Below are 14,479 nucleotides of genomic sequence, written 5' to 3' on the forward strand. Positions count from 1 at the left end.
GCGCGGGACGGACTCCAGCAGCGTGCGCGTGTAGGGGTCGGTGGGTTGGGCGAGCAGCCGCTCGGTCGACCCCTGCTCGACAATCCGCCCATCGCGCATCACCGCGATCGCGTCGCTGACGTAGCGGACGACGGCGAGGTTGTGCGAGATGAAGAGCAGCGAGAGGCCGAGCTGGCGTTGCAGCTCGCGGACCAGGTTCAGCAGCGCGCCCTGGACGGAGACGTCGAGCGCGGAGGTGATCTCGTCGGCGATGATCACGTCCGGTCTGGCGGCGAGCGCCCGCGCGACCGCGATCCGCTGCCGCTGACCGCCGGAGAGGTCGGACGGCAGCCGGCCGGCCAGCGCCGGGTCCAGCCGCACGAGGTCGAGCAGCCGCGCGACCTCCGCGCGTCTGCTCGCGCGGCCGCCCGCCCCGCGCATCCCTTCGGCGATCGCCTCGCCGATCGTCATGCGCGGGTTCAGCGACGAGTACGGATCCTGGAAGACCATCTGGATCGGCCGGCGCTCGCCGCGACGGCGCTTGCGCAAGGCGTCCGCGCCGTCGAGCAGGATCTCGCCGCCGCTCGGCGCGACCAGCCCGACAGCTGCCTTGCCGAGCGTCGACTTGCCCGAGCCCGACTCGCCGACGAGGCCGACGATCGACCCCTCCGCCACGGTCAGGTCGACGCCGTCGACGGCCTGGTGCGCGCTGGAGCCGTGGCCGTAACGGACGGTCAGCCCGCGCAGTTCGAGCACGCTCATCGCGGCGCCTCCGTCTCCGTCTTCACGTCGGCGGCACCGACGGCGCCGGCCTGCGGATGCCAGCAGGCGACGCGATGGCCGGCGCCGGTGTCGGCGAGCGTCGCCAGCGGCGGCTCCTGCTCGCGGCAGCGGTCGCTCGCGACGGCGCAGCGAGCGGCGAACGGGCAGCCGCCGGTCAGCTCCGCGGGCGCCGGCGGGCGGCCGGGGATCGTCGCCAGCGGCCGCTCGCGCGGCGTCTCCATGTCCGGCAGCGCGGCCAGCAGCGCGCGCGTGTACGGGTGGCGCGGGCCGGCCAGCAGCTCGGCGACGGGCAGGTCCTCGACGACGACGCCGGCGTACATCACGACGACGCGCTCACACATCCCGGCGACGACGGCGATGTCGTGCGAGATCAGCAGCAGCGCCGAGTCGGCCTCGGCGCGCACCGCGCTCAGCAGCTCCAGCACCTGCCGTTGGACGGTCACGTCGAGCGCGGTCGTCGGCTCGTCGGCGATCAGCAGCCGCGGCGTGCCCATCAGCCCGATCCCGATCATCGCGCGCTGGCGCATGCCGCCGGAGAACTCGTGCGGGTACTGGCGCGCGCGCCGCTCGGGATCGGGGATGCGGACCGCGCTCAACTGCTGCACCGCCTGCGCGAGCGCGCCGCGGCGGCTGGCGCCGTGGTGCGCGGTCGCGACCTCGGCCAGCTGCGGGCCGACGCGCATCGCCGGGTTCAGCGAGCTCATCGGGTCCTGGAAGATCATCGCGAGCGAGTCGGCGAGCGCGGCACGCGTCTGGCGCGAGGAACTGTCACGCAGGTCGTGGCCGTCGAATCTCAGCGTCCGCGCGGCGACCGCCGCCGGCTCCTGCAGCAGCTGCGCGATCGCCAGCGCCGTCAGGCTCTTGCCCGAGCCCGACTCGCCGACGACGCCGACCGACTCGCCGGCGTGCAGGCGCAGGTCGATGCCGCGCACCGGCGCGACCCAGCGGCCGCCGGACGGGAAGCGGACCCACAGGTCGCGCACGTCGAGCAACGTCTCGCGCTCGTCGTCGCCCCCGCCGTGCTCGATCACCGGCAGCGCGGGCGCGTCGTCCGGGCCCGGCAGCGGCTCGCGCGGCGCCTTCTCGCGCGTGCGACGGCCAATCACCTGCGCCGCCAGCTCGCCGGTCAGGTTGAAGGCGAGGCCGGCGAGCACGATCGCGACGCCCGGCGCGATCGCCGCCCACGGGTTGACGTAGATGCCGTTGAGGCCCTCGTTCAGCAGCCGGCCCCAGTCGTAGCTGGGCGCCTGCACGCCGATCCCGAGGAAGGAGAGGCCGGCGAACGCGAGCAGGTTGAGCGCGGCGCCGAGCGTCGCGTTGATCGCCAGCGGCTCGCCGATGTTCGGCAGCACGTGGCGCAGCAGGATCCGCCCGCGCGAGACGCCGTTGACGCGCGCCGCCGCGACGAAGTCACGCGAGGCGACCGTCGCCGACAACGTCAGCGTCAGCCGCGCGAACCACGGCCCGCCGGCGACGCCGAGCGCGACCATCGTGCCGACCTCGCCGACGCCGAAGATGACGGCGAAGAAGATCGCCAGCAGCAGCGCCGGGAAGGCGACGGCGACGTCGATCGCGGCGGCGACGAAGCGCCCGACGCGTCGCCCGGCGACCGCCGGCAGCGTCCCCAGCAGCAGGCCGAGCGTGACCGCGATCGCCGTCGCGCCGAGCGCCAGCCCGACCGACAGCCGCGTCGCGACCAGCACGCGCAGGAGGATGTCGCGGCCGAGGCTGTCGGTGCCGGCGAGATGCTCGGCCGACGGCCCCTGCCGCAGCGCGTCGGTGTGGTAGGCGTCGGCGGCATCGCCCCAGATCACGGGCGCCAGCAGCGCCAGCAGCAGCACGATCGCGACGCTCGTGACGGCCGCGATCCCCAGCGGCGTGCCGAGCAGCGTCCGCAGCAGCCCGCGACCCCGGCCGCGCGAGGGGGTGATGACGACCGGGGTCGCGAGGTTGGTGGCCGACATCGCTACGACTCCCGCACCGTCGAGCGCGGGTCGACGAGCGCCAGCGCCACGTCGACGAGCAGGTTCACGAGCAGCACGAGCGTGCCGTAGACGAGCACGATCCCCTGCACCATCGGATAGTCCTTCGCGATGATCGATCTGACGAGCGTCGGGCCGAGCCCCGGCCACGCGATCACGTTCTCGACCAGCACCGTGCCGGCGATCAGCGAGGTGAGGATCAGCCCGCCGACGGTCAGCGTCGCCGTCAAGGCGTTCGGCAGCGCGTGGCGCAGGTAGACGCGCCGCGGCGGCAGCCGCTTCGCGCGCGCGGTGCGGACGTAGTCCTGCCCCAGCACGCCGAGCATCTCGACGCGCACGATCCGCGCCAGCGCCGCCGCCGGCCCGACCGCGAGCGCCAGCACCGGGATCACCAGCGAGGAGGTGCCGGAGTCACCGGCGACCGGCAGCAGCTCCAGCGAGACGCCGAGCAGCGCCACCAGCCCGACCGCGAGGCAGAAGTCGGGGATCGTCGTCAGCACGACCGCGCCGGCGGTGAAGCCAAGCTCGCTGCCGCGATGGCGGCCGTTCTGCGTGCGGATCGCCAGCAGCGCGCCGAGCGGGACCGCGACCAGGACGCACAGCAGGAAGGCGAGCGCGACCAGCTGCAGCGTGTTCGGCAGCCGCTCGGAGATCACCTGGTCGACCGGCAGCCGCAACTGCAGCGACTCCCCCAGCCGCCCCTGGAAGAGGCCGCTGACGTAGTCGGCGTACTGCGTCAGCAGCGGGTCGTTCAGGCCGAGTCTCGCGTTCCACTCCGCGACCGAGGTCGCCGAGGCGCGCGAGCCGAGCGCCGCCCGCACCGGATCGCCCGGGACGAGGTGGACGATCAGGAACGAGAACGTCACCAGCACCCACAGCGAGACGACGAGCCGCAGCAGCCGCCGGCCGAGGAAGCGCGGCCACGGACCGCTCAGGAAGCGGTCCGCGGCCGGCGCGTCGATCGCGGTCGAGGACAACGTCCTAGCCCTGCAGCAGGCGGAGCGAGGAGCCCCAGATCTGGCCGCCGACGCTCGTCAGCTCCGCGTTCTTGACGTACGTGCGGTTGACCGAGTCGAACATCGGGACGAGGTCGAACCCTCTCAGCAGGGCGACCTCGGCCTCGGCCCAGACCGGGCAGCTCTCCTTGCCGACGAGGCCGGTCGCTCTCGCGGCGGCGTCGCTGTACTGCGCGTTTCTGATCGCCGGGAAGTTCGCGCCGCCGTCGGCCGGGGTCGGCCCGGAGACGAACGCGACCATCTGCGACGGCAGGTTGAAGGTGAAGTTGGCCCACGCGACGTCCCACGCGCCGGTACCGAAGAACTGCTCGTTGAGCTGCGCCTCCGGCAGCGCTCTGAGGTCAACCTTCGCGCCCAGCTCCTCCCACTGCGAGGCGAGCAGCTCGGCGCCGGCGGTGCGCGCGTCCTGGCCCTTCGCGTCGTAGACGAAGCTGATCTCCAGCGCTCTGCCGCCCTTGCTGCGGACGCCGTCGGCGCCTTCTGTCCAGCCGGCCTGCTCGAGCAGCGCCTTCGCCGCGTCGGGGTCGAACGCCGGCAGGTTGCCGCTGACGGTGTCGCCGCCGGTGCAGACGTTCGGCTGCAGCGTGATGAACCCTCTCGACGGCTGGCTGTTGCCGCCGGTGGCGACGTTGCCCAGCTCGGTCATGTTCGTGCCGGTCGTGAGCGCCTCGCGGATCACGGGATCGGCGCCGGGGCGGCCCTGGGCGTGGTTGAACCAGGTCTCGCCGGAGGTGTCGATCGTGTCGATCGTCGTGAAGCCGTCGCGCAGGCGCTCGGCGTCGGGGCCGGTCACGTCGCCGACGTTGACCTCGCCGGAGAGCAGCAGGTTGGCGGTCGTCGTCACGTTCGGGACGATCCGCACGTTGACCTCGTCGGGGACGCCGGCGCCGTCGAGTCTCGCGCCGTCGGGACCCCACGCATAGCCTCTGTGCGGGGCGAAGGTGTAGTGGTCGTCGGGGACGGCGTCGGTCAGCTGCCACGGGCCGGTGCCGTTGGTCGCGCGCGCGAGCGATCTGTGGTCGTCGAGGCCGCCGCGGCAGACGATGAAGACGTTCCCGACCGACGTCAGCAGGAAGCCGTCGGCCTGCGGGGAGGTCACGGTGACGGTGCCCGCGGCGTCGTCACCTCTCGCTCTCACGCCCGGGTTGACGATCACGCCGAGCAGCGGCGATCTGTTTCTGGGGTCGGTGATGAAGTTGACGTTGTCGGCGACGTCGGTCGCCGTCAGTCTGCTGCCGTCGGCGCACTGCACGTCGTCGCGCAGCGTGAAGCTGGCCGATCTCGGCGTCGCCTTCCATCTGCTCGCCAGCCCGCTGACGATCGTCCCGTCCTCGCGCTGGAAGACGAGCGTGTCGTAGGCGAGGCTGAGCATGCCGCGCGCGACCGAGCTCGGCGTCATCGCCGGGTCGAGGTTGCCGGGATCGCTCGCGAGCGCGAACGTGAAGGTCCCGCCGGCGGCGGGTTCGGCTCTGCTGGTCGATTCGCTCGTGCTGTCGCTCCCGCCGCCGCTGCCGCAGCCGCTCGCGAGCGCCAGCAAGGCGACGGCCGCTGCTGCGGCGGCGTGGCGCGTGCCTGGCATGAACACCTCTCCTGGGTTCTCTCCGACGTGGAGGCAAGGTACTTCGCCGTCGCGCGGCGTGGATTGTCGCATTCCACAAAGCGAGCGTCATTGCTCTCACGAAATGGCCAAGACGGGCGCGGGAGCCGTTGGTACCTTTGCGGCGTGAGCGAGCGTGTCGAGCAACCGGTCGTCCTGCGCGGCGGCCGCGTCGTCGATCCCGAGAGCGGCTTCGACGGCGTCGCCGACGTGCTCGTGCGCGGCGGGTCGGTGGCGGCGATCGGCGTCGACCTGGCGCTGCCGCCCGGCGCGACCGTGGTCGACGTCGGCGGGCTGGTCGTCGGCCCCGGCATGATCGACCTCCACTGCCACGAGCAGACGGCCGCCGGTCACCGTCTGAAGGCGCTCGACGGCGTCACCACGGCACTGGAGCTGGAGGCCGGCGCGATGCCGGTCGCGACCGCCTACGAGCGCGCCGCCGCCGAGGGCCGCCCGCTCAACTACGGCTTCTCGGCCGCCTGGGGCTCGGCGCGCGCGCTCGCGCTGCTCGACCGCAGCCCGGACGGCACGGTCGCCGGCAGCCTCGCCGTGCTCGGCGACGCGGCATGGCGGCGCGACGCCTCGCCGCGCGAGCTGACGGCGCTGCTGCAGCTGCTCGCCGGCGAGCTGGCCGACGGCGCGCTGGGGATCGGGCTGCTGGTCGGCTACGCGCCGCGCAGCGACCCGCGCGAGTACCTCGCCGTCGCGCGGCTCGCCGCCGAGGCCGGCGTCCCGACCTTCACGCACGCGCGCGAGCTGGTCGAGGACGATCCGCAGACGCCGGTCGACGGTGCCGAGGAGCTGGTTCGCGCCGCCGCCGAGACCGGCGCCCGCACCCACCTCTGCCACGTCAACAGCACCTCGCGCCGGCATGTGGCGCGCGTGCTCGCCGCGCTCGACCGCGGCCGCGCCGCCGGCCTGCCGCTGACCACCGAGGCGTACCCGTACGGCAGCGGCTGCACCTCCGTCGGCGCCGCCTTCCTCGCGCCCGAGCGGCTGGAGGCGTGGGGCCTGGCGCCGTCGGCGCTGGTGATGGCCGGCAGCGGCGAGCGCGTCGCCGACGCCGCGCGGCTGCGCGAGCTGCGCGCCGAGCAGCCCGGCACGCTCTGCTTCGTCGAGTTCCTCGACGAAGACGACCCCGCCGACCGCGAGCTGCTGCTGACGCCGCTGCGTCACCGCGACGTGATCGTCGCCAGCGACGCGACGCCGATCGACTGGGGCGGCTCGGCCGCCCCCGGCGACGCCGCGGCCGACGGCGGCGCGCCCGCCGCGAACGGCGCCTGGCCCCTCCCGCTCGACGGCGCGACCCACCCGCGCACCGCCGGAACCTTCGCGAAGGCGCTGCGGCTGATGGTACGCGAGAGCGGCGCCTGGAGCTGGGTCGAGGCATTCCGCCGCACCGCGCTGCTGCCCGCCCAACTGCTGGAGCAGACCGCCCCCGCGGCCCGCGCCAAGGGCCGCCTGCGCGCCGGCGCCGACGCCGACCTCGTCGTGCTCGACCCCGCGACGATCGGCGACGCGGCGAGCTACCGCGAGCGCACGCGCCCCTCGACCGGCGTCCGCCACCTGCTCGTCGGCGGCCGCTTCGTCGTGCGCGACGGCGCGCTCGATCCCGCCGCGTTGCCCGGCCGCCCGCTGCGAGGCGCGCCGCGCTGAGCCGATGAGCGACGCGCCTGCACAGCAGAGCGAAGCGCCGACGCTCGCGTCGCTGTGCAGCGACCTCGGCGGCGACCTGCTGACGGTCGCGCTCGCGCCGCGCGGCGCCGACGTGCCGATCGCGGAGCCGGTCGTCCACGACCCCGGCGAGCCGCTGCTGGCCAACCGCGGCGACGTCGTGCTCGCGATCGGCCTGCGCGCCGTCGAGGATGGCGCGCGCGAGCTGATCGCCGCGGCCGGCGCCGCCGGCGCCTCCGCGGTCGTGCTCAAGCGCCGCGACGGCGAGACGGTCGACCCGCTGCTGGCGACCGCGGCGGCCGGCGGCATCGCGCTGCTGACGACGCCGGCCGCGGTCGCGTGGGGCCAGCTGTTCGCGCTGATCCGCACCTCCGCGAGCGCGCGCACGCCGGCGACGCAGGTCAGCGGCGCGAAGATCGGCGACCTCTTCGCGCTCGCCGACGCGGTCGCGGCGGCGGCCGGCGGGCCGGTCACGATCGAGGACGCGCAGTCGCGCGTGCTCGCCTTCTCCAACCTCGACGCGCCGATCGACGCCGCGCGCGAGGCGACGATCCTCGGCCGCCGCGTCCCCGACGAGTGGATGCAGCGGCTCGGCGAGAGCGGCGTCTTCAGCCGTCTGCGGCAGGCGGAGGGCGTCACGCACGTCGAGTTCCCCGGCGAGACGGCGCCGCGCCGCGCGATCGCGGTCCGCGGCGGCGGCGCGCTGATCGGCTCGATCTGGATCGCCGAGGGCGAGCTGCCGCTGGACGAGCGCACCGACACGCTGCTGGAGGAGGCGGCGCGGATCGCCGCGCTGCACCTGCTGCGCCACCGCGTCAGCGACGACCTCGACCGCCGCGTCCACGGCGAGATGCTGCGCTCGCTGCTGACCGGCGAGGCGCATGCCGACGTCGTCGCGCGCGAGCTGGGGCTGCCGGATGGCGCGGCCTTCGCCGTCGTCGCGGTGCGCGCGATGCGCGACCGCCAGCCGATCGCGCACGAGCCCAACGCCCAGCTCGTCTACGAGCGGATCGTCAACATGATCGGCGTCTTCTTCCAGTCGTTCCGGCGCCGCGTCTCGGTCGCGACGCTCGACGGCCGCGTCTACGTGCTGGCGATCGGCGAGCGCGCGCTCGACCGCGACCGCTTCGTGCAGCTGACGCGCGACGCGATCGACAACACCGCGAAGGCGCTCGGCGTCGAGCTGCAGGCCGGCGTCGGCGCGCCGGTGCAGTCGCTGGCGGAGATCCCCGCCTCGCGCCTGCAGGCCGACCAGGCGCTGCGGATCGGCCCCCTGGTCGCGCCGACGGAGACGGTGATCGACGTCGAGGACCACCTCGGCCAGGTGCTGCTGCTGGAGGTCGGCGACTTCCTGCGCGCCCGCCCGCGGCGGCGCTCGCCGCCGCTCGCGCGGCTGCACGAGCACGACCGCGTGCACGGGACCGACTACGTCGCGACGCTCGCCGCCTACCTCGACTGCTTCGGCAACGGCGCGCTCGCGAGCGAGCGGCTGCACGTGCACGCCAACACGCTGCGCTACCGGATGCGGAGGATCGCCGAGATCGCCGCGATCGACCTCGACGACGCCGGCGACCGCCTCCCGCTGGAGCTCGAGCTGCGACTGGCCGGCGGCGACCGATGAGCGCGCTCGCGGGAGCGGAGCCGCTGGTCGCCCTGCGGGCGCGCGCGGCCGAGATGACGGCGGCGCTGGAGGCGCTCGTGCTGGCGGAGTCGCCGTCGGGCGACGAGGCCGCGCTCGCCGGCTGCGCGCACGTGGTCGGGCGGCTGGCGCACGAGCTGCTCGGCGTCGAGCCGGTCGCCGACGGGCCGGCCGACGCGCGCTGGCTGCGGCTCGACCTCGGCGCCGCGCCCCGCGTGCTGCTGCTCGGCCACTACGACACCGTCTGGCCGGTCGGGACGCTCGCGACGATGCCGTTCGCGCTGCGCGACGGGCACGCGAGCGGACCGGGCGGCTTCGACATGAAGGCCGGGATCGTGCAGGGCCTGTTCGCGCTCTCGCTGCTCCCCCGCCCGTGCGACGTGACGCTGCTGCTGACCGCCGACGAGGAGGTCGGCTCGGTCCGCTCGCGCGCGTCGATCGAGCGGCTGGCGGCGCAGGCCGAGGCCGTGCTGGTGCTGGAGCCCAGCGCCGCTGGTGCGCTGAAGACGGCGCGCAAGGGCGTCGCCACCTACCAGCTGGAGATCGCCGGCCGCGCCGCGCACGCCGGCCTCGAGCCGGAGCGCGGCGCCAACGCCGCCGTCGCGCTCGGCCACCTCGCCGTCACCGCCGCGACGCTCGCCGACGACCTGCCCGGCGCGACGCTGACGCCGACGCTCGCCGCCGCCGGCAGCGCGATCAACGTCGTCGCCGCGCGGGCGTCGCTGACGCTCGACGCGCGCACGACGACGCTCGCGCAGCAGGCCGAGCTGGCTCGGCGGATCGACGCGCTCGCCGCCGCCCCGGCCGTCCCCGGCACGCACGTGACGGTCCGCGTCGAGAACGAGCGCCCGCCGCTGGAGGCGGCCGCCTCCGCCGCGCTCTTCGCGCGCGCCGAGCGGATCGCCGCCGGCCTCGGCCTCGAGCCGCTGCGCGGCGTCGCGGTCGGCGGCGGCTCCGACGGCAACCTGACGGCGGCGGTCGGCACGCCGACGCTCGACGGCCTCGGCGCCGTCGGCGGCGGTGCCCACGCCGCCGACGAGCACGTCGCGATCGCGCGGATGGCGGAGCGGGCGGCGCTCGTCGCCGCGCTGGTCGCAGACCTCTTGGAGCGAAGAACGGACGAGGAGCAGGGCCGATGAGCGTTGAGGAGTTCGATCTGGTCGTGCGTGGCGGAACGGTCGTCACCGCCGCCAGCCGCGCCGCCTGCGACGTCGGCGTCGCCGGCGGGAGGATCGTCCAGGTCGGCGGGCCGATGCGCGGTCGCCGCGAGCTCGACGCATCCGGCGCCTACGTGCTGCCGGGCGCGCTCGACATGCACGTCCACCTGTCCGCGAGCGCGCCGACGCGCGACGACCCGCCGCGCTTCGTCGACGACTTCCTGACCGGATCGAGAGCCGCGCTGGCCGGCGGCGTCACGACGCTCGGGCAGATGAGCTTCCCCGACGACGAGACCTCGATCCGCGCCGTGATCGCGCGCGACATGCAGGCGGCGGGCGAGCAGGCGCTCGTCGACTACGCCTTCCACGCCGGCGTCTTCACCGCCACCGACGACCTGCTGGAGGCGATCCCCGAGCTGGCCGCGCAGGGCCACATGGGCCTCAAGCTGGTGATGCTCGCCTTCGACCACGATCCCAGAGACCTGATCGCCGCCGCGAAGCTGGCCGGCGACCTCGGGATGCTGACGATGATCCACTGCGAGGACAACGCGCTGATCGAGTTCGCCGGCGCGCAACTGCTGGCGGAGGGGCGCGGCGGGATGGAGCACTACCCGCTCAGCCGCCCCGACTGGACCGAGACCGCCGCGGTCGAGCGCGCCGCCGCGATCTGCGCCGCGACGGGCGCGCCGATCAACGTCGTCCACCTCTCCTCCGGCGCAGCGCTGGAGGCGACGCGGCGGGCGCGGGCGCGCGGCCTGCCGCTGTTCGTCGAGGCGCGGCCGCTCTACCTGACGCTCGACGCCTCCGTGCACGCGCAGCCCGACAGCGGCCGCTTCGCCGGGATGCCGCCGGTGCGCCAGCCGGCCGACGTCGAGGCGCTGTGGCGCGGCCTCGCCGACGGCTCGATCCAGACGGTCGGCAGCGACCACGCGCCGTGGTTCCTGCGCGACAAGACGTGGCCGGGGATCGACGTCACGACCGCGCGCAAGGGGATGGCGGAGCTGGAGACGATGATCCCGCTGCTGCACTCCGAAGGGGTCGCGCGCGGCCGCCTGACCTTGGAGCGGCTGGTCGCGGTGACGGCGACCAACCCGGCGCTGCTGCACGGCCTCTACCCGCGCAAGGGGACGATCGCGCCCGGCGCCGACGCCGACCTCGTCATCTTCGACCCCGAGCTGACGCGCACCGTCGACGCTGCCGCGATGCAGTCGCGCGCCGACTACTGCGTCTACGACGGCTGGGAGGTGCGCGGCTGGCCGCGCACGACGATCAGCCGCGGCGAGGTGCTCTACGACGACGGGTCCTTCAGCGGCGAGCCCGGCCGTGGCGAGTGGATCGCGCGCGGCAAGACGGTGGCGCCGTGAGCGGCGCGGACGCGGCGCGCGCGGACGCGACGGCCGCCGGCGCGGAGGCCGAGGCGGCGCTCGCGCGCGCCTTCGCCGCCGCCGGCGTCAGCGGCTGGCTGCACGCCGTCGACCTCGACGGCGGTGCGGAGATCGGGATCGAGCCCGACGCGCCGGTCGTCGCCGCGAGCGTCTTCAAGCTGCCGGTGCTGGTCGAGCTGTGCCGCCAGGCGTCGGCGGGGACGGTCGCGCTGACGCAGCGGGTCCAGCTGCCCGCCGGCAGCACGCCGACCGACGGCGGGATCGGCCTCTCGGTGATGCTCGACGACGTCGAGCTGTCGCTGCGCGACCTCGCGCTGCTGATGATGTCGATCAGCGACAACCGCGCCACCGACGTGATCATGGAGCTGCTGGGCCTCGACGCGATCAACGCGACGATGCGCGACCACGGCTTCCCCGGCACCGTCCTGCTCGGTGACTGCGCCTGCCTGTTCGAGACGATGGAGCAGGACCTGGGGATGCCGTACGACGACATCGCGCCGGAGCAGTACGAGGCGCGCTTCGCCGCGATCCGCGCGATGCGCGCCGTGACCGCGACCGAGACCAACCGCACGACCCCGCGCGAGACGACGCGACTGCTCGCGGCGCTGTGGCGCGACGAGCTGCTCGACGCCGCCGGCTCGGCCGAGGCGCGCCGGATCCTCGGCTTGCAGGTCTGGCCGCACCGCCTCTCGGCCGGCTTCCCCGACGACCGTGTCCGCATCAGCGCGAAGACCGGCACGATCGCCCACCTGCGCAGCGAGGCCGGCGTCGTCGAGCACCCCGACGGCGGCCGCTGCGCGGTCGCCGTCTTCGTCGCCTCGACGACCCCGGCCGTGCGCAACCCGGCGGCCGACCGCGCGATCGGCGAAGCCGCTCGCATCGCGGTCGACCACCTGCGGTCGATCAGGGGGTGTTCGTGATTCTGAAGCCCTTTCCGACCGGGTTCGTGCCGGCCTCGATGTCGGAGAGGATCTTCGTCGCGCGCACGTAGACCGCGCCGGGCACGCCCGGGAAGCCGGTCGTCCAGCCGAAGTTGATGCCGGCCCAGTCGTGGTCGTTGACGAAGAACGGGCCGCCCGAGTCGCCCGCGGCCACGTACGCGAGGTTCCAGTAGTTCGCCGTCGAGACGGCGGTGATCAGGCCGCAGGTGACGCCGCTGGTGATGCCGTCCTTGCAGCCGATCGTGGCGCTCGGCAGCGTCGCCGGCGCAATCCCGGTGATGCGCGCGCCGGGGCCGTTGCTCGTCAGGACCGCGTCGTCGTTGAGCTGCATCACGACCCAGTCGGCGGTGAAGCCCGACGGCGGCGTGCTGTAGTCGCCGCGATGCGAGAGTCTGCCGATCGGCGTGCGGCCGGCGGCCGTTCTCGCCCAGCGGTAGACGGTCGCTCCGTCGGGCTCTCTCCAGATGCAGTGGACGGCGCTGATGCCGACCTTGTTGCCGCTGCTGTCGGTGCCGACGGCGCCCAGCGTGCAGTAGTCGTTGGGATTGTCGGGATCGGGAGTCGCGTGCGTCGTCCACGCGATCCCGTTCGATACGACGCCGGTGGCCGCCGATGCGGCCGGTGCCGCGAATGCGGCAGCGAGCAGCGCGGCCGTCGCGGCCGTAGCGATTCGCTTCATGAAACCCGTCCCTTCCCCGTAGGTGGATCAGACAGGGACGACGCTAACCCTGGCCGCGCGCCGAGACATCGTCGTTTCGGGCAAGCCGCGCTGCCTGGCTTGTCGTCGGCGACAAGCGCGCGGTCAGCCGTTCGGGGAAGGCGCCAGCCCGCCGAGCAGCGCCTCGACGGCCAGCTCCCAGCGGCGGTCGACCGCCGCCGCGCTGGTGCCGAGCCGGCGCGCGTTCTCGGCCGCCGCCATCCCCTGCACCATCGCGACGAGCACGTGCGCGACGTCCGTCGCGTCGCCGGCGATCACGCCGGCCTCGACGCAGCGGCGCACGCGCGCGACGACGAGCGTGCGGACCGATCCGCTCGCCTTCAGCTCGCTCGGCCCCGGCGCGAAGTCGCTGAAGGGGCGCGACAGCATCACCTCGCCGAGCACGCGCTGCTCGACGACGAAGGCGCGGTAGGCGGCGGCCATCGCGACGAGGTCGGCGCGCGGGTCCTCGGTGGCGGGGATCGCCGCGAGCTGCTCGTGCAGCCGCCGGAAGCCCTCGAAGAAGACCGCCCGCACGAGGCCGCCCTTGTCGCCGAACAGCTCGTAGACGGCAGGCGTCGAGGTCTGCGCCGCGCGCGCGACGGCGCGGGCGGTCAGCGCGGCGGTCCCCTCGGTCGCCAGCAGGTCGATCGCGACCGCCAGCACGCGCTCGCGCAACTCCGGTGTCCGCTGTTTGGGACGTGGCATCGGGCGAGAACCCTACCGACGTTTCGGGACTTTGTTTCGTAACGTCGTTCCGATAGTCTGCCGCACCGATACTCGGAACTGAGGGGACGGCTGATGACGAAACTGGCGACCTACACGCTTGACGGGCGGATCGCAACGATCGCGCTCGACGACGGCAAGGCCAACGCGCTCTCGATCGCGATGCTGCAGACGCTGCACGAGGCGTTCGACCAGGCAGAGCGTGACGAGGCGGTCGTGCTGCTCAGCGGCCGCGAGGGCCGTTTCTCGGCCGGCTTCGACCTCGGCGTCTTCGGCGGCGGCGACGTCGCCGCGGTGATCGAGATGCTGCGGCTCGGCGCGACGCTGGCGGAGCGGATCCTCTCCTTCCCGACGCCGGTCGTCGTCGCCTGCGGCGGCCACGCGATCGCCGCCGGCTCCTTCCTGCTGCTCGCCGCCGACGCCCGCATCGGCGCCGACGGACCCTTCCGCATCGGCCTCAACGAGGTGCGGATCGGCCTGACCGTTCCGACCTTCGCGATCGAGCTGGCGCGCCAGCGCCTCCACCCCGCCCACTTCGACCGCGCCGTCGTCAGCGCGACGATGTACTCACCGCGGGAGGCGGTCGTCGCCGGCTACCTCGACCGCGTCGTCGAGCCCGCGGAGCTGCTGGCCACCGCGCAGGCGACCGCCGCCGACCTCGCCGAGCTGAACCCGGCCGCGCATGCCGCGACGAAGCTGCGTGCGCGGGCGGGCGCGCTGAGCGCCGTCAGAGCGGCGATCGCGAGCGAGCTGACCGTCGAGGCGCTGACCGGCGCCAGCGCGCCTGCCTGATACGGCCGCCGCAGTGGGCGCCCAGCTGACGCGGCCCCGCTGCGCGCGGGGCCGCGTCGGCGGCGTCACATCCCCGGCCGCCGCATCGGGCGCGCGCGGCGCGCCGGCGGG

The 14,479-nt window shown here is 74.5% G+C and carries 11 protein-coding genes and 1 pseudogene; 6 read left to right on the plus strand and 6 right to left on the minus strand.

The window, feature by feature from the left end; genetic code table 11:
• Nucleotides 1-3 precede the first annotated feature (3 nt).
• From R7226_RS23865 to R7226_RS23880, 4 genes and pseudogenes are all read right to left on the minus strand, one after another.
• Nucleotides 4-741 (minus strand): annotated as a pseudogene (locus R7226_RS23865) (ABC transporter ATP-binding protein); the annotation flags it as partial.
• On the minus strand, nt 738-2,726 hold the full coding sequence (locus tag R7226_RS23870) for a dipeptide/oligopeptide/nickel ABC transporter permease/ATP-binding protein (RefSeq protein WP_318599868.1): 1,989 nt from the start codon (nt 2,724-2,726) through the stop codon (nt 738-740). The pseudogene R7226_RS23865 and the gene R7226_RS23870, both read right to left, overlap by 4 nt.
• A gap of 2 nt (nt 2,727-2,728) precedes the next feature.
• Nucleotides 2,729-3,721 carry an ABC transporter permease gene (locus R7226_RS23875; protein ID WP_318599869.1) on the minus strand — a complete coding sequence of 331 codons (993 nt, stop codon included), beginning with the start codon at nt 3,719-3,721 and terminating at the stop codon, nt 2,729-2,731.
• A 4-nt stretch (nt 3,722-3,725) separates the two neighbouring features.
• Nucleotides 3,726-5,339, minus strand: coding sequence for an ABC transporter substrate-binding protein (locus tag R7226_RS23880; RefSeq protein WP_318599870.1), 1,614 nt, complete (start codon nt 5,337-5,339; stop codon nt 3,726-3,728).
• A 144-nt stretch (nt 5,340-5,483) separates the two neighbouring features.
• On the opposite strand from R7226_RS23880, the gene R7226_RS23885 reads away from it, so the two are divergent.
• The 5 genes from R7226_RS23885 to R7226_RS23905 are packed head-to-tail and all read left to right on the plus strand — an operon-like array spanning nt 5,484 to nt 12,132.
• The gene (locus tag R7226_RS23885; protein ID WP_318599871.1) at nt 5,484-7,013 is read left to right on the plus strand and encodes an amidohydrolase family protein; all 1,530 of its coding nucleotides are present in this window, start codon (nt 5,484-5,486) and stop codon (nt 7,011-7,013) included.
• A gap of 4 nt (nt 7,014-7,017) precedes the next feature.
• Entirely contained in the window at nt 7,018-8,652 is a 1,635-nt protein-coding gene (locus R7226_RS23890; RefSeq protein ID WP_318599872.1) for a PucR family transcriptional regulator, read from the plus strand.
• Nucleotides 8,649-9,809, plus strand: a complete 1,161-nt coding sequence (locus tag R7226_RS23895) for a M20/M25/M40 family metallo-hydrolase (RefSeq protein ID WP_318599873.1) — start codon at nt 8,649-8,651, stop codon at nt 9,807-9,809. The genes R7226_RS23890 and R7226_RS23895 overlap by 4 nt, the downstream gene beginning before the upstream one ends.
• Complete coding sequence (locus tag R7226_RS23900) at nt 9,806-11,191, plus strand: amidohydrolase family protein (RefSeq protein WP_318599874.1); 1,386 nt, start codon at nt 9,806-9,808, stop codon at nt 11,189-11,191. Before R7226_RS23895 ends, R7226_RS23900 begins: the two co-directional genes overlap by 4 nt.
• A complete protein-coding gene (locus R7226_RS23905; protein ID WP_318599875.1) occupies nt 11,188-12,132 on the plus strand; it encodes a serine hydrolase in 945 nt (314 codons plus the stop codon). Before R7226_RS23900 ends, R7226_RS23905 begins: the two co-directional genes overlap by 4 nt.
• On the opposite strand, the gene R7226_RS23910 is transcribed toward R7226_RS23905, so the two are convergent.
• The gene (locus R7226_RS23910; protein WP_318599876.1) at nt 12,116-12,832 is read right to left on the minus strand and encodes a chymotrypsin family serine protease; all 717 of its coding nucleotides are present in this window, start codon (nt 12,830-12,832) and stop codon (nt 12,116-12,118) included. The genes R7226_RS23905 and R7226_RS23910 overlap by 17 nt on opposite strands.
• Before the next feature lie 123 nt (nt 12,833-12,955).
• On the minus strand, nt 12,956-13,558 hold the full coding sequence (locus R7226_RS23915; protein ID WP_318599877.1) for a TetR/AcrR family transcriptional regulator: 603 nt from the start codon (nt 13,556-13,558) through the stop codon (nt 12,956-12,958).
• 93 nt (nt 13,559-13,651) lie between these two features.
• Here R7226_RS23915 and R7226_RS23920 point away from each other — a divergent pair, with 93 nt between their 5' ends.
• Entirely contained in the window at nt 13,652-14,368 is a 717-nt protein-coding gene (locus R7226_RS23920) for a crotonase/enoyl-CoA hydratase family protein (RefSeq protein ID WP_318599878.1), read from the plus strand.
• Nucleotides 14,369-14,479: the final 111 nt, after the last annotated feature.

This window comes from Conexibacter stalactiti, from assembly GCF_033542075.1.
Taxonomy (GTDB): Bacteria; Actinomycetota; Thermoleophilia; order Solirubrobacterales; family Solirubrobacteraceae; genus Conexibacter; species Conexibacter stalactiti.